Source organism: Bradyrhizobium guangdongense (assembly GCF_004114975.1).
Classification (GTDB): Bacteria; Pseudomonadota; Alphaproteobacteria; order Rhizobiales; family Xanthobacteraceae; genus Bradyrhizobium; species Bradyrhizobium guangdongense.
Window position 1 is genome coordinate 429,672 of record NZ_CP030051.1, and the last position, 19,973, is coordinate 449,644.

The 19,973-nt window shown below is 65.1% G+C and carries 18 protein-coding genes; 7 read left to right on the plus strand and 11 right to left on the minus strand.

Annotated features, from left to right (window positions below; genetic code table 11):
- Positions 1-321 precede the first annotated feature (321 nt).
- The 6 genes from X265_RS02045 (at position 322) to X265_RS02070 (ending at position 7,255) form a co-directional block, all read left to right on the plus strand.
- Complete coding sequence (locus X265_RS02045; RefSeq protein ID WP_128963409.1) at positions 322-882, plus strand: F0F1 ATP synthase subunit delta; 561 nt, start codon at positions 322-324, stop codon at positions 880-882.
- On the plus strand, positions 882-2,411 hold the full coding sequence (gene atpA / locus X265_RS02050; RefSeq protein WP_128963410.1) for a F0F1 ATP synthase subunit alpha: 1,530 nt from the start codon (positions 882-884) through the stop codon (positions 2,409-2,411). The genes X265_RS02045 and atpA overlap by 1 nt, the downstream gene beginning before the upstream one ends.
- A gap of 151 nt (positions 2,412-2,562) precedes the next feature.
- A complete protein-coding gene (locus X265_RS02055) occupies positions 2,563-3,435 on the plus strand; it encodes a F0F1 ATP synthase subunit gamma (protein WP_128963411.1) in 873 nt (290 codons plus the stop codon).
- Between the two features lie 83 nt (positions 3,436-3,518).
- Entirely contained in the window at positions 3,519-4,952 is a 1,434-nt protein-coding gene (gene atpD, locus X265_RS02060; protein ID WP_027561880.1) for a F0F1 ATP synthase subunit beta, read from the plus strand.
- A 92-nt stretch (positions 4,953-5,044) separates the two neighbouring features.
- The gene (locus tag X265_RS02065) at positions 5,045-5,452 is read left to right on the plus strand and encodes a F0F1 ATP synthase subunit epsilon (protein ID WP_128963412.1); all 408 of its coding nucleotides are present in this window, start codon (positions 5,045-5,047) and stop codon (positions 5,450-5,452) included.
- 147 nt (positions 5,453-5,599) lie between these two features.
- Complete coding sequence (locus tag X265_RS02070; protein WP_128963413.1) at positions 5,600-7,255, plus strand: adenylate/guanylate cyclase domain-containing protein; 1,656 nt, start codon at positions 5,600-5,602, stop codon at positions 7,253-7,255.
- A gap of 73 nt (positions 7,256-7,328) precedes the next feature.
- Here the strand turns inward: X265_RS02070 and X265_RS02075 are convergent, their stop codons facing one another.
- The 10 genes from X265_RS02075 to proB form a co-directional block, all read right to left on the minus strand.
- Complete coding sequence (locus X265_RS02075) at positions 7,329-7,829, minus strand: RNA pyrophosphohydrolase (protein WP_128963414.1); 501 nt, start codon at positions 7,827-7,829, stop codon at positions 7,329-7,331.
- A 63-nt stretch (positions 7,830-7,892) separates the two neighbouring features.
- Positions 7,893-8,396: an RNA pyrophosphohydrolase gene (locus X265_RS02080; RefSeq protein WP_128963415.1), complete on the minus strand. Its 504-nt coding sequence runs from the start codon at positions 8,394-8,396 to the stop codon at positions 7,893-7,895.
- Positions 8,397-8,470: 74 nt separating this feature from the next.
- Positions 8,471-9,691, minus strand: a complete 1,221-nt coding sequence (locus tag X265_RS02085; protein WP_128963416.1) for a divergent polysaccharide deacetylase family protein — start codon at positions 9,689-9,691, stop codon at positions 8,471-8,473.
- A gap of 142 nt (positions 9,692-9,833) precedes the next feature.
- Positions 9,834-11,195 (minus strand): S41 family peptidase, encoded by a 1,362-nt coding sequence (locus X265_RS02090; protein WP_128963417.1) that lies wholly within the window; start codon positions 11,193-11,195, stop codon positions 9,834-9,836.
- The gene (locus X265_RS02095) at positions 11,192-12,544 is read right to left on the minus strand and encodes a murein hydrolase activator EnvC family protein (protein ID WP_128963418.1); all 1,353 of its coding nucleotides are present in this window, start codon (positions 12,542-12,544) and stop codon (positions 11,192-11,194) included. Before X265_RS02095 ends, X265_RS02090 begins: the two co-directional genes overlap by 4 nt.
- 31 nt (positions 12,545-12,575) lie before the next feature.
- Complete coding sequence (rlmH, locus tag X265_RS02100) at positions 12,576-13,058, minus strand: 23S rRNA (pseudouridine(1915)-N(3))-methyltransferase RlmH (protein ID WP_128963419.1); 483 nt, start codon at positions 13,056-13,058, stop codon at positions 12,576-12,578.
- A 94-nt stretch (positions 13,059-13,152) separates the two neighbouring features.
- The gene (rsfS, locus tag X265_RS02105) at positions 13,153-13,509 is read right to left on the minus strand and encodes a ribosome silencing factor (protein ID WP_024338888.1); all 357 of its coding nucleotides are present in this window, start codon (positions 13,507-13,509) and stop codon (positions 13,153-13,155) included.
- Positions 13,510-13,721: 212 nt separating this feature from the next.
- Positions 13,722-14,366, minus strand: a complete 645-nt coding sequence (locus tag X265_RS02110; RefSeq protein WP_164938381.1) for a nicotinate-nucleotide adenylyltransferase — start codon at positions 14,364-14,366, stop codon at positions 13,722-13,724.
- A gap of 23 nt (positions 14,367-14,389) precedes the next feature.
- Positions 14,390-15,685, minus strand: a complete 1,296-nt coding sequence (locus X265_RS02115) for a glutamate-5-semialdehyde dehydrogenase (RefSeq protein ID WP_128963420.1) — start codon at positions 15,683-15,685, stop codon at positions 14,390-14,392.
- A gap of 180 nt (positions 15,686-15,865) precedes the next feature.
- The gene (gene proB / locus X265_RS02120; protein ID WP_128963421.1) at positions 15,866-16,987 is read right to left on the minus strand and encodes a glutamate 5-kinase; all 1,122 of its coding nucleotides are present in this window, start codon (positions 16,985-16,987) and stop codon (positions 15,866-15,868) included.
- 203 nt (positions 16,988-17,190) lie between these two features.
- Between proB and X265_RS02125 the strand changes: the two genes are divergently transcribed.
- On the plus strand, positions 17,191-18,156 hold the full coding sequence (locus X265_RS02125) for a Bug family tripartite tricarboxylate transporter substrate binding protein (protein ID WP_128963422.1): 966 nt from the start codon (positions 17,191-17,193) through the stop codon (positions 18,154-18,156).
- 143 nt (positions 18,157-18,299) lie between these two features.
- On the opposite strand, the gene X265_RS02130 is transcribed toward X265_RS02125, so the two are convergent.
- Positions 18,300-19,934, minus strand: a complete 1,635-nt coding sequence (locus tag X265_RS02130) for an alkaline phosphatase family protein (RefSeq protein WP_128963423.1) — start codon at positions 19,932-19,934, stop codon at positions 18,300-18,302.
- Positions 19,935-19,973 lie beyond the last annotated feature (39 nt).

Sequence of the window (19,973 nt, forward strand, 5' to 3'; positions counted from 1 at the left end):
GCTGAGGGCGGGAACGAATGGGCGTCGACCTGCCGGTAACACTCGCGGCGGTTCCGTGACATGGAAGGTCGCTGCGTCGATCGCTGCGAAGCTGTCGCAAAGTGCGACGAACTGGCGACAGAAGGTCGTGCCTTTAATTTGGCGTCATGTTGCACCTGCGCGCCTGCTATGTTAGCAAAGCCGCGATTTTAACGAGCCCGGCACTTCCCGTGCCGGTCGAAAATCGAAGTCCCGCTTGAATTCCAAGGGCTTGGATCGCTAGGCGCCGCGTTGTGGCGACGGTTTTTCCCTTGCGAATTTGACAGCACAAAGAGCGCGTCTGTGGCTGCAGAAGATACGTCCGTTTCAGGTGTGTCGGGCCGTTATGCAACGGCCTTGTTTGAACTGGCCCGCGACCAGAAAGTGGTCGACGAGGTCAAGGCCGACCTCGACAAGTTCGAGGCTCTGCTGAACGAGAGCGTCGATCTGAAGCGCCTCGTCCGCAGCCCGGTCTTTGCGGCCGACGCCCAGTCCAAGGCCCTCGGGGCCGTGCTGGACAAGGCCGGTATCGCGGGCATCTCCGCTAATTTCCTGAAGGTGCTGACCGCCAACCGCCGCCTGTTCGCGGTGGCTGACGTCATCCGCGCCTATCGCGCCCTCGTTGCCAGGTTCAAGGGCGAGGCGACCGCGGATGTGACGGTGGCGGAAGCGCTGTCGGACAAGAATCTCGATGCCCTCAAGGTTGCCCTGAAGTCGGTGACCGGCAAGGACGTCGCGCTCAACGTGAAGATTGATCCCTCGATCATCGGCGGCCTCGTCGTGAAGCTTGGCAGCCGCATGGTGGATAGTTCGCTTCGCACCAAACTCAATTCGATCAAGCACGCGATGAAAGAGGCAGGCTGATGGACATCCGCGCCGCGGAAATTTCCGCGATCCTCAAGGACCAGATCAAGAATTTCGGCCAGGAAGCTGAAGTCTCCGAAGTCGGACAGGTGCTGTCCGTCGGCGACGGTATCGCCCGCGTCTACGGTCTGGACAACGTCCAGGCCGGTGAAATGGTCGAGTTCGAGAACGGCACCCGCGGCATGGCGCTGAACCTCGAAACCGACAACGTCGGTGTCGTTATTTTCGGCGCCGACCGCGAGATCAAGGAAGGCCAGACCGTCAAGCGCACCCGCGCCATCGTGGACGCGCCTGTCGGCAAGGGCCTGCTCGGCCGCGTCGTCGACGCGCTCGGCAATCCGATCGACGGCAAGGGTCCGATCCAGGCCGAGAAGCGCATGCGCGTCGACGTCAAGGCGCCCGGCATCATTCCGCGCAAGTCGGTGAACGAGCCGATGGCGACCGGCCTCAAGGCGATCGACGCCCTGATCCCGATCGGCCGCGGTCAGCGCGAGCTGATCATCGGCGACCGCCAGACCGGCAAGACCGCGATCGCGCTCGACACCATCCTCAACCAGAAGCCGCTGAACGCGCAGCCGGACGAGAACATCAAGCTGTACTGCGTCTACGTCGCGGTCGGCCAGAAGCGTTCCACCGTCGCCCAGTTCGTGAAGGTGCTGGAAGAGCAGGGCGCGCTCGAATACTCGATCGTCGTCGCCGCCACCGCCTCGGATCCGGCGCCGATGCAGTACATCGCGCCCTTCACCGGCTGCACCATGGGCGAGTATTTCCGCGACAACGGCATGCACGCGGTCATCATCTATGACGACCTTTCCAAGCAGGCCGTCGCCTACCGCCAGATGTCGCTGCTGCTGCGCCGCCCGCCGGGCCGCGAAGCCTATCCCGGCGACGTGTTCTACCTGCACTCCCGCTTGCTCGAGCGCGCGGCGAAGCTCAACAAGGACCAGGGCTCGGGCTCGCTGACGGCGCTGCCGGTCATCGAAACCCAGGCCAACGACGTGTCGGCCTACATCCCGACCAACGTCATCTCGATCACCGACGGCCAGATCTTCCTGGAAACCGACCTGTTCTTCCAGGGCATCCGTCCCGCGGTGAACGTCGGTCTGTCGGTGTCGCGCGTGGGTTCGTCGGCGCAGACCAAGGCCACCAAGAAGGTCGCCGGCAAGATCAAGGGCGAGCTCGCGCAGTATCGCGAAATGGCCGCGTTCGCGCAGTTCGGCTCCGACCTCGATGCCTCGACCCAGCGCCTGCTCAACCGCGGTTCGCGCCTGACCGAGCTCCTGAAGCAGCCGCAGTTCTCGCCGCTGAAGATGGAAGAGCAGGTCTGCGTGATCTGGGCCGGCACCAACGGCTATCTCGATCCGCTGCCGCTCAACAAGGTGCGCGCGTTCGAGGACGGCCTGCTCTCGCTCTTGCGCGGCAAGCACGTCGACATCCTCAACGCGATCCGCGACAGCCGCGATCTCTCCGACGACACCGCTGCCAAGCTGAAGTCGGTGGTCGAAGGTTTCGCGAAGAGCTTCGCGTAAGTAAAGAACCGTCATGGCCGGGCTTGTCCCGGCCATCCACGTCTATCGGCGTGTGAGGCGGCACGTGGATGCCCGGGACGAGCCCGGGCATGACGACTGGGATAGGCTAGCGGCTTGATCCAAGAGGTCAGACCGCCGGGGTGAACGAAGAATGGCGTCACTTAAAGACATGCGCGTCCGCATCGCCTCCACCAAGGCGACGCAAAAGATCACCAAGGCCATGCAGATGGTCGCGGCCTCGAAGCTGCGCCGCGCGCAGACCGCCGCGGAAGCTGCGCGTCCCTACGCCGACAAGATGAGCGCGGTGATCTCCAACATCGCCAGCGCCGCCGCCGGTTCGCCCGGCGCGCCGGCGCTGCTGGCCGGCACCGGCCGCGATCAGGTTCACCTGCTGCTGGTCTGCACCGGCGAGCGCGGCCTGTCGGGCGCCTTCAACTCGTCGATCGTGCGCCTCGCCCGCGAGCGCGCTCTGGCCCTGATGAACCAGGGCAAGGAAGTGAAATTCTTCTGCGTCGGCCGCAAGGGCTACGAGCAGCTCCGCCGCCAGTTCGACAAGCAGATCGTCGAGCATCTCGACCTGCGCAGCGTGCGTCAGCTCGGCTTCGTCAACGCCGAGGACATCGCCAAGAAGGTGCTGGCGCGGTTCGACGCCGGTGAGTTCGACGTCTGCACGTTGTTCTATTCGCGCTTCAAGTCCGTGATCGCGCAGATCCCGACCGCCCAGCAGATCATTCCGCTGGTTGTCGAGGAGGGCGCTGCCGTGAGCACGACGTCCTACGAATACGAGCCGGAAGAGGACGAGATCCTCACCCGTCTTCTGCCGCGCAACCTTGCGGTCCAGATTTTCCGCGCGCTGCTCGAGAACAACGCCTCGTTCTACGGCGCGCAGATGAGCGCGATGGACAACGCGACGCGCAATGCCGGTGAAATGATCCGCAAGCAGACGCTGGTCTACAACCGCACGCGTCAGGCGCAGATCACCAAGGAACTGATCGAAATCATCTCGGGTGCCGAGGCCGTCTGACCAAGACGCATCGACACCCATCTTACGCAACATCGCGGTCAAGCTGATCGCGGCTTAGAAGTTCGGATCGAAGGAGACATTCAATGGCAGCCCAGGTCGGTCGCGTCACCCAGGTCATCGGCGCCGTCGTCGACGTGCAGTTCGAAGGCCACCTCCCGGCCATTCTCAACTCGCTCGAGACCAAGAACGGCGGCAACCGCCTGGTGCTCGAAGTCGCCCAGCATCTCGGCGAGTCCACGGTTCGCACCATCGCGATGGACACCACCGAAGGTCTGGTTCGCGGCCAGGAAGTGACCGACACCGGCGCGCCGATCCGCGTTCCCGTCGGCGAGGGCACGCTCGGCCGCATCATCAACGTCATCGGCGAGCCGATCGACGAAGCCGGTCCGGTCAAGACTGAAGGCCTGCGCGCGATCCACCAGGAAGCGCCGACCTACACCGACCAGTCCACCGAGGCTGAAATTCTCGTCACCGGCATCAAGGTCGTCGATCTTCTTGCTCCCTATGCGAAGGGTGGCAAGATCGGCCTGTTCGGCGGCGCCGGCGTCGGCAAGACCGTGCTGATTCAGGAGCTGATCAACAACGTCGCGAAGGCGCACGGTGGTTACTCCGTGTTCGCCGGCGTCGGCGAGCGCACCCGCGAGGGTAACGATCTCTATCACGAGTTCATCGAGTCCAAGGTCAACGCCGATCCGAAGAATCCGGATCCGAGCGTGAAGTCGAAGTGCGCGCTGGTGTTCGGCCAGATGAACGAGCCGCCCGGCGCCCGCGCCCGCGTCGCGCTCACCGGTCTGACCATCGCGGAAGACTTCCGCGACCAGGGCCAGGACGTGCTGTTCTTCGTCGACAACATCTTCCGCTTCACCCAGGCCGGCTCGGAAGTGTCGGCGCTCTTGGGTCGTATTCCTTCGGCGGTGGGTTATCAGCCGACGCTCGCGACCGACATGGGCGCGCTGCAGGAGCGCATCACCACCACCCAGAAGGGCTCGATCACCTCGGTGCAGGCCATCTACGTTCCGGCCGACGACTTGACCGACCCGGCGCCCGCGACCTCGTTCGCCCATCTTGACGCGACCACCACGCTGTCGCGCTCGATCGCCGAAAAGGGCATCTATCCGGCGGTGGACCCGCTCGACTCGACCTCGCGCATGCTCTCCCCGCTGGTCGTCGGCGAGGAGCACTATGCAGTCGCCCGTCAGGTCCAGCAGGTGCTGCAGCGCTACAAGGCGCTGCAGGACATCATCGCCATTCTCGGCATGGACGAGCTTTCGGAAGAGGACAAGCTGACCGTGGCCCGCGCCCGCAAGGTCGAGCGCTTCATGTCGCAGCCGTTCCACGTTGCCGAAATCTTCACGGGCTCGCCCGGCAAGTTCGTCGACCTCGCCGACACCATCAAGGGCTTCAAGGGCCTGGTGGAAGGCAAGTACGACCACCTGCCGGAAGCTGCCTTCTACATGGTCGGCACCATCGAAGAGGCGGTCGAGAAGGGCAAGAAGCTGGCGGCGGAAGCTGCCTAAGGGCGAATGGCGAATAGGGAGCAGCGAATAAACGCGCTGCTCCCGCTCCGTTCGCCACTCACGATTCCCTATTCGCTACGCGCAGGTACACCATGGCCACCTTCCACTTCGATCTCGTCTCTCCGGAAAAGCTCGCCTTCTCGGGCGAAGTCGATCAGGTCGACATTCCCGGTATCGAGGGTGACTTCGGCGTGCTGGCAGGTCATGCGCCGGTCGTGGCGGCGATCCGCCCGGGCATTCTTACCATCACCACCGCCGGCCGCCACGAGAAGATCATCGTGCTCGGCGGCCTCGCCGAAGTCTCCGAAAAGGGCCTGACCGTGCTCGCCGACGTCGCGACCTCGCTGGCCGAGCTCGACCGTGCCCTGTTCGCCGAGACGATCTCGGAGATGGAAGAAAACCTGAAAGAGCACGAGGGTGACGAGCTCGATCATGCGATCGCACGGCTCGACCACTACAAGAGCATCCAGCAGCAGCTCAATACCACGGCTATGCACTAAGCCCCGGCGCATCGCACCGGGGCCAAAACTCCAAATTCCTGAACAAGTTCAGCGCTCGTCACCGGTGTGGCGGGCGCTGAAACTTTGTTGCACCGCGCCCGAGATAGCGGCATTCTGCGCCCGCGGAACTTCCGGGGCGGGTCACAGATGAAACGCAAGATCGCGGCGATCTTCGCAGCCGATATTGCCGGGTACTCGAGGCTGGTCGCGGAGGACGAGGAGGAGACGCTGCGGCGTCTGGCCTCCTATCGCGAGGTTATCGACGATTTCATCGCTCGGGCAAGCGGGCGCATCTTCAACACGGCCGGTGACGCGGTGCTCGCGGAATTCCCAAGCGCGGTCGACGCGGTGCGCTGCGCGATCGACATCCAGGAATCCCTGCGAACGCGCAACATGGCCTATCCGCCGAGCCGGCAGATGTCGTTTCGCATCGGCATCACCATCGGCGACGTGGTCGAGCGCGACGGCGATCTCTTGGGGGACGGCGTCAACATCGCAGCCCGACTCGAGGGGCTGGCGGAAGTCGGCGGCATCTGCGTCTCCCGTGCCGTGCACGAGCAGGTCGCCAACAAGCTGTCGGTGCAGTTCGCCGATATCGGTGCGCAGGAAGTGAAGAACATCCCGACGCCGGTGCACGCCTACATGGTGGCGATGCGGCGCGAGGACGGGACTTATGCGACGCCGCAGGTGAAGAAGGTCGTCAAGGCCGCGCCCGCGCCGCACTGGATGTGGCCGCTGGTGGTCGGCGTCGTCTCCGTGGTCGCGATCGGCGTCGGCGGCTTCCTCTATTTCACCAAGCTCGAGACCGGTCAGGTCAAATCCGTCGAGGCATCGCTGCCTCCGGTTGCCGTGCCGTCACCCAGCCCGACGCCGACAATGGCCGCGAAGGCACCGCTTCCCGTGCCGACGCCGATTTCCGCGCCGACCCAAATGGCTGCGGCGACACCGGCGCCAATCCCGTCGACGCCGGCGGCGTCGAATGGCAAGTTTCCGGTGGACGCGGTGCCGTTCATCGGCGAGCGCCAACGTTCCTTTCTCAGCAACGAATATTCGGCCGCTGGCGACTACAAGGCCTTCGCTCTCAGCATCGGCGGCTTCACCGGCGCCTCCATCAACCAGCCGAACGAGGAGTCCGCGCGCAGTGCCGCGCTCGACCAATGCCAGAAGCGCGCAGAGGGCGCGCAATCGCCGCGGCGCTGCGAGCTCTATGCGGTCGGTAACAAGGTGGTCTACAGCCATGGCAGCCCGCCGATGCCGCCGCAGCCCTGGGTGCGACACGACGGCGTGACGGAGCGGCCGTTCGCCGCGAAAGATTTTCCGATGCTGCGCGATCAGGCCAGGACCCGTGTCGAGAACATCTACGCGCCGGCGTCGAAGTCGCGCGCGGTCGCGCTCGGTCCGGGCGGACAGTACTTCATGGTGCTGGGGGCGAGCTCGGTCGAGGAGGCAATGCGGCGTTCGCTGGAGTCCTGCGGCGCGATCGCGGGCTCGGCCTGCATGATCGTGACGGTCGACGACGTCTTCGTCGTGCCGATCCCGACGCTGCTCAGGGCGACCGGCTTCTTCCATGCCGCGACCCATCCCTCGATCGTCGCCGATGCGCGCGACGACGTCGTCCGCAAGTTCGGCGATGGCACGGGCTGGAATGCCGTCGCCGTCGGCACCGCAGGACGTCCGGGCCTTGGCCTCAAGGCCGACGACGAGCAGACCGCCGTCAACGGCGCGCTCGCCGACTGCGCCAGGCACGACAGCGACTGCCACGTCATCGCGATCGGCCCGTTCACGGTGGGACCGATCAATTAGCGCATTGGCTCGCGCCGAAATTCTCTCATGATTTCAACCCACGCTCTACTGTGCATGGGGTTGTTTTCGATTTTCAGCCGGCAAAGGGCGCAAACTCGCGCGCCACGGCGCGGTAGACGTCGCGGCGGAACGGCACCACGATGTCGGCCACGCGGTCGAGGCGCTCCCAGCGCCACGCGTCGAACTCCGCGGGCTGGCCGTTGCGCGGCGTCAGCGGGTCGATCTCGTCGTCCTTGCCGGTGAAGCGCAGCGCGAACCACTTCTGGCGCTGGCCGCGAAACTTTGCCAGCCGATGCGTCTGCGGTCCGTCATAGGGCGGGAATTCGTAAGTGATCCAGTCGGTCTCGCCAAGGAATTCAGCGTTGACGACGTTGGTCTCCTCCCACAGCTCGCGCATCGCTGCATCGCGCAGATCCTCGCCCTCGTCGACGCCACCCTGCGGCATCTGCCAGTCGAAGCCGGGCAAGATGATCTCGGGGCCGTCGCCCTTGAAGCGGTGGCCGATCAGCACGCGGCCTTCGGCATTGAAGAGGGCGATGCCCACGTTGAGGCGGTAGGGCTTTGCACTGGTCACGCGGGATCTCTCATTGTCGGTCCGGGCGATGCCTTAGCACCAAAGCCGGGCTGACAAGTTGTTCTAGCCCTCCGCCAGCCCGGAAAATTCCTTCACCACGCGCTCGTACACTGGGCGCTTGAAAGGGATGATCAGTGAGGGGAGGTTCTTCATCGGCTCCCATCGCCAGTTGACGAACTCGGCCTTGTGCCCGCCGCCGGGATTGGCGACGTTGATCTCGCTGTCCTTGCCGGTGAAGCGCACCGCGAACCATTTCTGGCGCTGGCCGCGATAGCGGCCCTTCCAGGCGCGTCCCGCCACCGTGCGCGGAATGTCGTAAGTGAGCCAGTCCGGCACCTCGCCGAGCCGCTCGATCGAGCGCACGCTGGTCTCCTCATAGAGTTCGCGCTTGGCCGCCTCCCAGGTGTCCTCGCCGGGATCGACGCCGCCCTGCGGCATCTGCCAGACATGGCTGTCGTCGACATGCTCGATCCCGCCGGCGCGGCGACCGATGAATACCAGGCCTTTCGGGTTGATCAGCATCACGCCGACGCAGGTTCGGTAGGGCAGATCCTCATAACGCGCCATTCCGCCAAACCCTCTCGCGTGCTGCCGGGACGCTATCGGGCCGCTCGAGGCCCGTGGCGTACCAATTCGTTGATTTAGCTGGATTTTGATTTCAGCATCGCTGATGTCAATGGCACCAAAAGGATACCTCGGTCGCTCAATGTCTTGATCCAGGCACTGATGCGCTCGATCGAGACGGGCAGCGCGGAGGCGGTGCCGACGGCAACGCCCCGCTCGCGGGCCAGGGATTCCAGCTTGTTCAGGGCACGGTCGATCTCGGCCGGGGTCGGCACGGCGTCGAGCGCGATGTCGCCCTTGCCGAACGGCACGGACAGGCTTGCCGCAGCCATGGACGCGACGCTGCGGGGCGAAGAGCCGTCGTCGAAGAAGCCGAGCCCGCGCTTGGCCGCCTCGCGGATGATCGGCTGCATTGCCGGCTCCGTCGCAATGAAGCGCGCGCCCATGAAGTTGGTGATGCCGGCATAGCCCTGCATCCGGCTCAGGTGCCAGTACAGGCGGTCGGTATTCTGGTCAGTGGTGAGCGAGGTCAGCAGCGTCTGCGGACCCGGATCGTTGTCCGGAAAATCGTAGGGCTCCATCGGGATCTGCAGGAAGATCTCGTGGCGCTGGGCGCGGGCGCGCTCGGCGAGCTTGCCGGGGTCGGCGCCATAGGGCGTGAAGGCCAGTGTCACCGCGCCCGGCAGCTTCATGATCGCATCGGTGGTCTTGGCAGCGCCGACGCCGAGGCCGCCGATCACGATCGCCACGACGGGCATTTTCGCCGCCTTGGCCCGGTCGGCGTCGGCTGCGTAGACGTTGAACGGCTTGAGATCGCCCGAGATCACGGGGATCATGCCGTAGCGGGATTTTTCCAGCAGCTTGGGATCGATTCCAGCCATGACGGGCGGCGGCGCGGAAGCCGCCTCGCCCTTGTCGGCGGGATCGCCTGCGCCGATCACCACGTCGTGGCGCGCGCCGGTCGAGCCGTCGATCATGGTGACGGTCTTGTGCTCGCCGGCGGCGGCCTCTTTCGGCGCCTCCTTGGCCGCGTGCTTGCTCTCCTGGGCGTGCTCTGCGCCGGCGGCTCCGGCAGCCTTCTCACCTGCGGCCTTCGGATCGGGGATCGCGATCCGCGTGATCGGCTCGCCGCCGAGCGGGTCCTTGTTGAAGATGGCAAAGCCCGCAAAGCCGACCAGGAACAGGCCGAGCAGCACCGCCAGCAGCTGCATGACAGTGAACGGCAGCCGCAGCCGCCGTTTCCGGCGCGGCTTGTCCTGTCCGAGCGGGGCGCTCAGATCATCGGCCGTCTCAGTCATGCGCGATCCCGAATCACTGAAGCCGACGATACCACGCCGGGGTCAAGCGGCGGCAGGCCGGGAGAGGCCGGGGAGACCAGGAGTTCCAAGCAAAAAGGGCGGCCCTTGGAGCCGCCCTTTCCGACAGATCGGATGGTTGCGCTTAGTTCGCCGCTTTGGGCTTGTCGGCGGGCACGGCCTTGCTGTCGTTGCCCGGCGTCGGCGCCGCGGAGGCGCTGTTCTTGATGCCGTGGAGCAGATCGTCGGCGAGCTTGAGCGCCTTGTCATCCTTGGCGTCCGGCGGGACGTAGGACTGCGAGCCGGTCTTCTCGTCGCCGTCGTTCTTGAGATGGCCGCGCAGCGAAGCTTCGCCCTTGGTGTCGGTGCGCGATTTCAGCTCTTCCGGCACGTCCTGCAGCACTTCGATATCGGGCACGATGCCCTTGGCCTGGATCGACTTGCCCGACGGCGTGTAATAGCGCGCGGTGGTCAGACGCAGCGCGCCGTTGCCCGAGCCGAGCGGGATGATGGTCTGCACCGAGCCCTTGCCGAACGAGCGCGTGCCGACGATCGTCGCGCGCTTGTGGTCCTGCAGCGCGCCGGCGACGATTTCCGACGCCGAGGCCGAACCGCCGTTGACCAGCACGATGATCGGCTTGCCCTTGGTGAGGTCGCCCGCATGCGCGGTGCGGCGCTGCGTCTCCTCGGCATTGCGGCCGCGGGTCGAGACGATCTCGCCCTTCTCGAGGAACGCGTCGGACACGGTGACGGCCTCTTCGAGCAGGCCGCCCGGATTGTTGCGAAGGTCGATGATGTAGCCCTTGAGCTTGTCGCCGATCTGGCCCGAGAGGTTCGCGATCTCTTTCTTTAGGCCTTCGGTGGTCTGCTCGTTGAAAGTGGTGATGCGGATGTATGCGATGTCGTCGGCCTCGACGCGCGCGCGCACCGAGCGGACGCGGATGTTGTCGCGCACCAGCGTGACGTCGATCGGATTGTCCTGGCCCTTGCGGACGATCTTCAGCTTGATCTTGGTGTTGACGGGCCCGCGCATCTTCTCGACCGCTTGGTTCAGGGTCAGGCCCTGCACCGCTTCATCGTCGAGATTGGTGATGATGTCGTTGGCCATGATGCCGGCGCGCGAGGCCGGCGTATCGTCGATCGGCGAGACCACCTTGATCAGGCCGTCTTCCATGGTGACCTCGATGCCGAGGCCGCCGAACTCGCCGCGGGTCTGCACCTGCATGTCGCGGAAGCTCTTGGCATCCATGTAGCTTGAATGCGGATCGAGGCCCGTCAGCATGCCGCTGATCGCGGATTCGACCAGCTTGGTGTCGTCGGGCTTCTCGACATAGTCGGAGCGCACGCGCTCGAAGACGTCCCCGAACAAATTGAGCTGGCGATACGTATCGGCGGTCGCGGCTCGCGCGCTGGAGCCCATGAACACTGCGCGCGGCTGGGTTACGAACAGCGTCAGCGCCGCACCGGTGGCCGCGCTGAGGAGGATAACTGAAGTCTTGCGCATCATCCGCGAACCTTCTCGCCTTCATTTGCGGCCCACCATGGGCCTGGATCGATTGGAGTGCCGTCCTTACGGAACTCGACATACAGCACAGGTTGACTCGCGTTCGTGGCGAGAATGGAGGCGACTTGAGAGGTCGACCCCATGGTCGCGACCGGCTCCCCCGTGAGCACAAACTGACCGATGTTGACCGAAATGCGCTCCATCCCGGCGATCAGGACATGATACCCGCCCCCGGCATTGAGGATCAAGAGTTGTCCATAGCTGCGGAACGGGCCGGCATAGACCACCCAGCCGTCGCAGGGCGTCGTGACCTGGGAGCCGGGCTTGGTGGCCAGCGAAATACCCTTCTGGACCCCGCCGAGCCCATCGGAACCGCCAAAGTCCCTGATCTTGTTACCGTTAACTGGCAAGGGCAGGAGCCCCTTGGCCGAGGCGAACAGGATGGCCGGGCTGGTCCGGGAGCGGTCCTTGAACACGGCCGGGCCGGGCTTGGCGCTGGCGGATGCTGCGGCCGCCTTTGCTTCGGCCTGCTTGGCGGCCTCGGCCGCCTTCTCAGCTGCCTTGGCCGCGCTTTGCAGATCCTGCTCCATCTTGGCGATCAGCCCCTGGAGATCGCCGACCTGCTTTGACAGCGTGATGGCGCGTGAATTCTCGGCGTCGAGATCCTTCTCGCGCGAGGCCTGCTGACGCTGGCGCTCGTCGACCAGGGCCGTGAGGCGGGTCTGGTCGTTGCGGATCTTGTCGCGGTCGGAGGCGAGCTGGTCGCGTTCGCTCGCGATACTCTTGCGCAAGGCCACGAGATCGCCGAGCTCGCTTGCGATCTTTTCGGCGCGGCCGCGCAATTCCGGCACCACCGCGCCGAGCAGCATCGCGGTGCGCAGCGATTGCAGCGCATCTTCCGGCCGCACCAGCAACGCCGGTGGTGTGCGCCGGCCGGCGCGTTGCAGCGCCGCCAGCACCTCGACGATGTCGGCACGGCGCGAATCGAGCGAGGCGCGGGCCTCCTGCTCGCGGCCGTTCAGCGTCCTCAGCCGCGCTTCGGCCTCGTCGATCTTGGTCTCGACGGTGCGGACGTTGGCGGCGGTGTCGATCAATTGCTGATTGAGCTGGGTGCGGTCCTGGCCGAGCGCGGTGATCTCGGCCTTGAGCTTGGCCTGCGCCTCCTCCGCGCTCTTCTGCCGGGCACGCGCGGCCTCCAGCTCCTGCTCGCGCTGCTTGATGGCATCTGGCGAAACGGCTGCGGCCTGTGGCGCCGGCGCCGCCGTCGGAGCTTGTGCGAGGCTGTCGTCGGCGAAAAGGCTTGCGCCGGCGCAGCTTGCAATCAGCAGCAAATTGAGAATCGGCGCGCGCATCTTGTCGGCAAGGTGCTCGTTCTGGCGCGAATCACGCGCGATGATAGGGATGGCCTGCCAGGATGGTGGCAGCCCGATACAACTGTTCCAGAAGCATGACGCGGACCATTTGATGCGGCCAGGTCGCAGAGCCGAACGCGATCGCGAGTTTGGCCTTACGGCGTAATTCGGGCGAAAGTCCGTCCGCCCCTCCGATCACGAAGATAGTATGACCCGCGCCCTCGTCCCGCCAGCGCCCGAGATGCCGTGCGAATACGGTGGACTCGAGATTCTGGCCGCGCTCGTCCATCGCCACCAGGATCGATTTGTCCGGAATATGCGCCGAGATCGCCGCGGCCTCTTCGGCCATCCGTGTCGCGGTATCGCGCGCGCGGCTCTCCGGGATTTCCTGGATGGTCAGCTCGCGGAATCCGAGCTTGCGGCCGGCCTCGTCGAACCGCTCGAAATAGCGGTCGGCGAGCTCCCGTTCGGGGCCCTGCTTCAGCCGGCCCACCGCAATGACAGCAACACGCATAGCGTCTCTTGGATCGCGCGCACCATGCGCGCGCACGACGCTAGCATGCGCGTCGGCCGATTCGAAATCGGCCAGGTGGGTCTACCGAGCCGTCCTAGATCGCCTTCGCCGCCCCTGGGCCCTGGGTGTACAATCTTTCCAGATTGTAGAACTCGCGGACCTCGGGTCGGAAAACGTGCACGATCACGTCGCCGGAATCGATCAGCACCCAGTCGCAATTGGGCAAGCCCTCGACGTGGATGTTCTTGATGCCGTTTTCCTTGAGGCTCTTCGTCACGTTCTCCGCGATCGCGCCGACGTGCCGGTTCACCCGGCCCGTGGTGACGATCATGTAGTCGGAGTACGCCGATTTGCCGCGAAGGTCGATTGTGACCGTCTCTTCCGCCTTCATGTCCTCGAGGCGGGAGAGGATCAGGCTCAGCGTCTTGTCGGCGTCGGGTTGCGCCTTCAAGGCCGCAGCTTGGGTCGATGTTTTACGCGTAGGCTTCGCAACCTTGGGTAAAACAGACTTCGATGAAGTCGTCTTGGACAATACAGATGTGGTCAGGGACCATTCCTTTCACTGTATCGCGAACGCCGAATCCGGCGCTCACTGGTTACACTACATCATGTGGGGTTAAGGGTTTCAATATGCCAGAGAGCCCCACATCCGCACTCTCCGCCTCACATCGTACCTTTCCAGCTCCCGTCCGGGTTCCGCAGACCCGTTGAGGACAGGTTGAGCTTCAATCCGGTCAGGAACACCCAGGCTGGCGCCGGCCGGTCCGCAAGCAGGGCCGCCTTGTTCTCCGGCAGGCGGTAGCGCGCCAGCGCTGTGGCGGCCGGCGAGGCGAGGGCACGAAAGCTTTGCGGCGGGCGATCGATGACTGCCATCGGGACCTGCGCGGCGATGCGCCGCCAGTCCTGCCAACGATGGAATTGAGCGAGGTTGTCGGCGCCCATGATCCAGACAAAGCGCAGGCCCGGGAAGCGGCGGCGCAAGGTGTTGATCGTGTCGATAGTATAGCGGGTGCGAATGACGGATTCGAGACAGCTCACCTCGATCCTGGGGTCGTCAGCGACGTCGCGCGCGGCCTGCATGCGCTCGCCGAGCTCGTGAAGGTTGCCGTTCTCCTTGAGGGGATTGCCCGGAGTCACCAGCCACCAGACGCGGTCGAGCTGCAATCGTTTGAGCGCGAACCGGCTGATCGCGCGATGGGCCTGATGCGGCGGGTTGAACGAGCCGCCGAGCAGGCCGATGCGCATGCCCGGTGTGTGGGGCGGGACCGCTTGCGCCACGAAGCGCGGCACGACGAAATTGTTGCTCAATGCCCCGCGCCCTGCAACGTTGCTTACGGTCGCGTCTGGCCGGTGCCGTGAACGCGATATTTGAAGCTCGTCAACTGCTCGGCGCCGACGGGGCCGCGGGCATGGAAGCGGCCGGTGGCGATGCCGATCTCGGCGCCGAAACCGAACTCCCCGCCATCGGCGAACTGCGTCGAGGCGTTGTGCAGCACGATCGCGGAATCGACCTCGCTGAGGAATTTATTCGCAGCCGCTTCATCCGTGCTCACGATCGCGTCGGTGTGATGCGAGCCGTGGTCCTGGATATGCGCGATCGCGCCGTCGACGCCGTCGACCACCTTCGCGGCGATGATCGCGTCGAGATATTCGGTGTCCCAATCGTCTTCGCTGGCAGGTTTGACGCGTGCATCCGTCCCTTGCACGGTGTCGTCGCCGCGCACTTCGCAACCGGCTTCGAGCAGCATCTCGACCAGGGGTTTCAGCGTCTTGCCGACAGCGGCGCGATCGACCAGCAGCGTTTCGGCCGCACCGCAGACGCCGGTGCGGCGCATCTTCGCGTTGAGCACGATCGACTTCGCCATGGCGAGATCGGCACTTGCATCGACATAGACGTGATTGACGCCTTCGAGATGTGCGAACACAGGCACGCGCGCTTCCTGCTCGACGCGCGCGACCAGGCTCTTGCCGCCGCGCGGCACGATCACGTCGATCGAGCCGTTCAACCCTGACAGCATCATGCCGACCGCCGCGCGGTCGCGCGTCGGCACCAGCGTGATGGCGGCTTCAGGCAGGCCGGCTTCGCGCAGGCCCTGCACCAGGCATTCATGGATGGCGCGGCACGAGCGAAAGCTGTCCGAGCCGCCGCGCAGGATCACGGCGTTGCCGGACTTGAGACAGAGCACGCCTGCATCCGCGGCGACATTGGGCCGGCTCTCGAAGATCACGCCGACGACGCCGAGCGGCACGCGCACGCGCTCGATGGTCATGCCGTTCGGCCGCTGCCAGCTCTCGGTGACGATGCCGACGGGATCGGCGATGCCGCGCACGATGGCGATGCCTTCGGCCATGCCTTCGACCCGCGCGGGCGTCAGCGTCAGGCGGTCGAGGAAAGCGGAAGTCGCATTGCCGGAGGCGCGGGCCTCCGCGACGTCCTCGGCATTGGCGGCCAGGATCGCGGCTGCATTGCTGCGGATCGCCCGCTCCATGGCATCCAGCGCCCGGTTCTTTTGCTCCGGGGGCGCCAGCGCCAGCACGCGCGCGGCGGCGCGGGCACGGGTTCCGAGATCGGACATCAGCGCCTGAAGATCGGCATTGCCGTCGACGGCTTTGAGGGGGGCGGCCATGGGGTCAAACCTTCTGCTAAGGCGGTGTCCTAGCACGGAAATCCCGCGTCTGCGAAGGGCGGGAAAGGTATGGCAGGGCTTCGGAAGTCCGGAGATCGGCCACTGGCCCACCTCCGGCGTCAAGGCCGGGCTGGACCCGGCCTCCCTTGGCTTGGACAAGCGCGGGCCTGACGAAAAGCCTTACCCGCCCACCACCAGATCGTCGCGATGAATCATCTCCGACCGGCCGCTGATGCCGAGGATCGTCATCACGTCGGGTGAGGAGCGGCCCTTGATCCGTTCGGCGACCTCGGCGTCATAGGCGATCAGGCCGCGGCCGACTTCGCTGGTGTCGGGGCCGCGCACGATCACGGCGTCGCCGCGGGTGAATTGGCCCTCGACCTTGATGACGCCGGCGGGCAGCAGGCTGGCGCCGGCGCGCAGCGCCCTCACCGCGCCGGCGTCGATGGTCAGCGTGCCCTTCGGCTCCAGCGTGCCCGCGATCCAGCGTTTTCGCGACGTGATGGGATTGGCGGGCGTCAGGAACCAGGTGCAGCGGCCGCCGTCGGCGATCGCCTGAAGCGGATGCTCGATCTTGCCTGACGCAATCAGCATATGCGTGCCGCCTGTCGTGGCGATCTTGGCGGCTTCGACCTTGGTGCGCATGCCGCCGCGTGACAGCTCGGACTCGGCGTCCCCCGCCACAGCCTCGATCTCGGAGGAGATGCTCTCCACCACCGGAATGAGCTTTGCGTTCGGATTGCTCTTCGGCGGCGCGTCGTAGAGCCCGTCGATGTCGGAGAGCAGCACCAGCAGATCGGCGCTCGCCATGGTGGCGACGCGCGCGGCGAGGCGGTCATTGTCGCCGTAGCGGATCTCGGTGGTGGCGACCGTGTCATTCTCGTTGATCACGGGGATCGCGCGCCATTCCAGCAGCTTGCCGATGGTCGAGCGGGCGTTGAGGTAGCGGCGGCGCTCCTCGGTGTCCTGCAGCGTCACGAGGATTTGCCCGGCGCCGATGTCGTGCGCCCCGAGTACCTCCGACCAGATTCGCGCCAGCGCGATCTGGCCGACGGCGGCGGCGGCCTGGCTCTCCTCCAGCTTCAGCGGACCGCGCGGCAGCTTGAGCCGGCTGCGGCCGAGCGCGATCGAGCCCGACGACACCACGAGGATGTCGCGGCCCTCCTTGTGCAGCCTGGCCATGTCGTCGGCGAGTGCGGCCAGCCAGGAGGCGCGCACCTCGCCTTTGTCGGAATCGACCAGCAGCGCGGAGCCGACCTTGACGACGATGCGGCGGAATTGACTGAGTTCGGGGCTGGCCATGTGCGGATGTGTCGGCGCTACGGGACGAATTGCTCTGCGTTGAAACGGCGGAGCGGAGGGCGGCGCCGGTCAGGCTTGCCTTTTGCAGCAGGACGATGGCTGGCGCAAGGCAGCGGGATGGTAAACGCCGAAGGTCGGCCTTGTCTTGCCGGCTGGCCCGGTTCTAATGCCGTCAACCAAGAGCAGGCCGGATGAGGAAACCAATGGATCGCCGCAAATTCATGGCCGGATGTCTCGGTCTGCCACTGCTGGCGCAAGCCGGCGAGGTGCAAGCGCAGGCCGCTTTGAGCAAGATCATCTTCCCGTTCGCGGCCGGCGCCGGTGGCGACACGCTGTGCCGGCTGATCGCGCAGGAGATGGCCCCAGTGCTGCAACGGACCATCGTGGTCGAGAACCGCACCGGCGGTGACGGCCTGATCGGCATCAAATCGGTGAGGGGCGCGAGTCCCGACGGCAGCACGGTGCTGGTGACGACGGGGCCGACCATGTACTTGCTGCCGATGGTGGAGACGACGCCGAGCTTCGATACCGCGAAGGATTTCATGCCGGTCTCGCTGCTGGCGCGGTTCGAGTTCGCGCTCGTGGTTGGTCCGGCCATGGACGTCGCCGACTTCAAGGGATTCGTCGCCTGGCTGAAGGCGCATCCGGACAAGGCGTCGTTCGGCGTGCCCAGCAACGGTACCATTCCGCACTTCGCCGGCTCGAAGCTGGAGAAGGATCTCGGCATACCCCTGACGCGCGTGCCCTATCGCGGCAGCGCGCCGATCCTCAACGACCTCATCGGCGGCCACATCTCATTCGGCATCGTGACATTGGCCGATGCGTTGCCGCAGCATCGCGCCAAGGGCGTGAAGATCATCGGGGTCTCGAGCGCGGAGCGTTCGCCCTTCGCGCCCGACGTTCCGACCCTGAAGGAGGATGGCATCGATCTCGTTGCGGATGCCTGGTACGGCATGTGGCTTCCCGCCGGCAGCCCGCCGGAGTTTGCGAACAAGCTCGGCGCCGCCGCAAGTGCGGCCCTGGCGAAGCCCGAGGTGAAGGAGAAGCTCACGGCGATCGGGCTGATCCCGGTCGGCAGCAGCGCGGAGGGGTTATCGAAGGAGCTCGCCGCGAATACGGCGTTCTGGCAGCCGATCGTGAAGGCGACGGGGTACAGGATCGAGAATTAGTCTCTCCTCCCGTCATTGCGAGCGCAGCGAAGCAATCCAGAATCCCTCCGCAGATACAGTCCTGGATTGCTTCGCTGCGCTCGCAATGACGGCGTGGATGGATGTTCGATTGTGTCCGGCGATGCAGACTCGTGGAGAGCTGCTCACATCTTCGCGCGCTGCGCGATCCCGTCCTTGATCGCAGCAAGTTCTTGCTCATCCCAGATGCCGATCAAGATCCCGCCCTTCACCTGGAGCTGGTTGTCGGCGTAGTTCGCGATCTTCTCGCGCGGCGTGGTGATGTGGTCGTTCGGATGCAGCGCCCAGTCGAACAGCTCGGCCTGCAGCCGGGCGATAATGCCGGCGCATTCCGGGTCATCGCCGCGGTCGACATATTCAAGCGGATCGGTTTCGAGGTCGTACAGCATCGGGCGGAAGCCTGACGCATGAATATATTTCCAGCGGCCGTCGAACACCATGAACAGGCGGCAGCGCTCGATCGGCTGGTTCAGCTTCAGCCTGACATCCTGCATCGCGTAGTCATATTCGGAGAATGCCACCCTGCGCCAATCACCCGGCGTCGGCCCACGCAGCAGCGGCAGCAATGAACGCCCTTCGAGGATATGGCCAGGCACCTTGCCGCCGAAATAGTCGACGAAGGTAGGCGCGAGATCGATGCCTTCCACCAGCGCATCGCTCTGTGTGCCGCGCGTGGCATCGGCTTCTTTCGACGGATCGATGATGATGAGCGGGATTTTTGCGGACTGCTCGTGGAACAGATCCTTCTCGCCCATCCAGTGATCGCCGAGATAATCGCCGTGATCGGAGGTGAACACGATCATGGTGGTTTCCAGCAGACCGCGTTCCTCCAGAAACTTCATCAGCACGCCCATCTGGTCGTCGATCTGGGTGATCAGGCCCATATAGGTCGGGATCACTTTCTCCCGCGCCTCGTCGCGCGCCATGTTGCGAGAGTAGCGCATGTCCATGTAGGCGCCGAACACCGGATGCGGGTTCTTGCGCTCGCGCATCGAGCGGATCGCCGGAATCATGTCTTCGGTCGAGTACATGCTGGCGTAGGGTTCTGGCGCAATATAAGGCCAGTGCGGCTTGATGTAGGATAGATGCAGGCACCACGGCCTGCCGTCGGTCTCGGCCTCGCTGATGAAGTCCATCGCGCGCCGCGTCATGTAAGGCGTCTCGGAATGCTCGTCCGGCACGCGCGCGGCCTTGTCGGCGTGCACCAGCAGCCAGCCGTTCTGCAAGCTGCCGTCGTCCGCCGCGCCTGAATTGGCCCAATGCTCCCAGGGGTTGCTGGCTTCAAAGCCTTGGCTGCGCAGATATTCGTCGTATTTGGGACGTGGCCGGCCCGAGGGATGCAGGCCATCGTCGCGCTCATAGGGTTCGAACCCGCATTCGGCGACGTGCACGCCGATGACGGATTCCGGCGGGATGCCGAGCGCCTTCATGCCTTCGAGATCAGGCGCCATGTGGGTCTTGCCGACCAGCACGTTGCGCACGCCGATCCTGTTGAGGTGATCGCCGAGCGTGGGCTCGCCGACACGCAGCGGCCAGCCGTTCCAGTGCGAGCCGTGCGAGCGCATGTAGCGGCCGGTATAGAACGACATCCGCGACGGTCCGCAGATCGGCGACTGCACATAGGCCTTGGTGAAGAGCACGCCGCGCCTCGCCATGGCGTCGATGTTCGGCGTCTTCAGCGTGGGATGGCCGGTGCAGCCGAGATAATCATAGCGAAGCTGGTCGCACATGATCCAGAGAACGTTCTTCGCCCGCGCCATGCTTATCGCTCCAACACTGCGTTTGCCGGATATTGCGCT

Excerpts from the sequence above, each read along its gene's own strand:
- X265_RS02090 (WP_128963417.1), bottom strand. The coding sequence starts at position 11,195 with ATGATGCGCAAGACTTCAGTTATCCTCCTCAGCGCGGCCACCGGTGCG.
- X265_RS02130 (WP_128963423.1), bottom strand. The coding sequence starts at position 19,934 with ATGGCGCGGGCGAAGAACGTTCTCTGGATCATGTGCGACCAGCTTCGC.
- X265_RS02095 (WP_128963418.1), bottom strand. The coding sequence starts at position 12,544 with ATGCGCGCGCCGATTCTCAATTTGCTGCTGATTGCAAGCTGCGCCGGC.
- X265_RS02070 (WP_128963413.1), top strand. The coding sequence starts at position 5,600 with ATGAAACGCAAGATCGCGGCGATCTTCGCAGCCGATATTGCCGGGTAC.
- X265_RS02115 (WP_128963420.1), bottom strand. The coding sequence starts at position 15,685 with ATGGCCGCCCCCCTCAAAGCCGTCGACGGCAATGCCGATCTTCAGGCG.
- proB (WP_128963421.1), bottom strand. The coding sequence starts at position 16,987 with ATGGCCAGCCCCGAACTCAGTCAATTCCGCCGCATCGTCGTCAAGGTC.
- X265_RS02065 (WP_128963412.1), top strand. The coding sequence starts at position 5,045 with ATGGCCACCTTCCACTTCGATCTCGTCTCTCCGGAAAAGCTCGCCTTC.
- rlmH (WP_128963419.1), bottom strand. The coding sequence starts at position 13,058 with ATGCGTGTTGCTGTCATTGCGGTGGGCCGGCTGAAGCAGGGCCCCGAA.
- atpD (WP_027561880.1), top strand. The coding sequence starts at position 3,519 with ATGGCAGCCCAGGTCGGTCGCGTCACCCAGGTCATCGGCGCCGTCGTC.
- X265_RS02055 (WP_128963411.1), top strand. The coding sequence starts at position 2,563 with ATGGCGTCACTTAAAGACATGCGCGTCCGCATCGCCTCCACCAAGGCG.
- X265_RS02085 (WP_128963416.1), bottom strand. The coding sequence starts at position 9,691 with ATGACTGAGACGGCCGATGATCTGAGCGCCCCGCTCGGACAGGACAAG.
- X265_RS02125 (WP_128963422.1), top strand. The coding sequence starts at position 17,191 with ATGGATCGCCGCAAATTCATGGCCGGATGTCTCGGTCTGCCACTGCTG.
- atpA (WP_128963410.1), top strand. The coding sequence starts at position 882 with ATGGACATCCGCGCCGCGGAAATTTCCGCGATCCTCAAGGACCAGATC.
- X265_RS02080 (WP_128963415.1), bottom strand. The coding sequence starts at position 8,396 with ATGGCGCGTTATGAGGATCTGCCCTACCGAACCTGCGTCGGCGTGATG.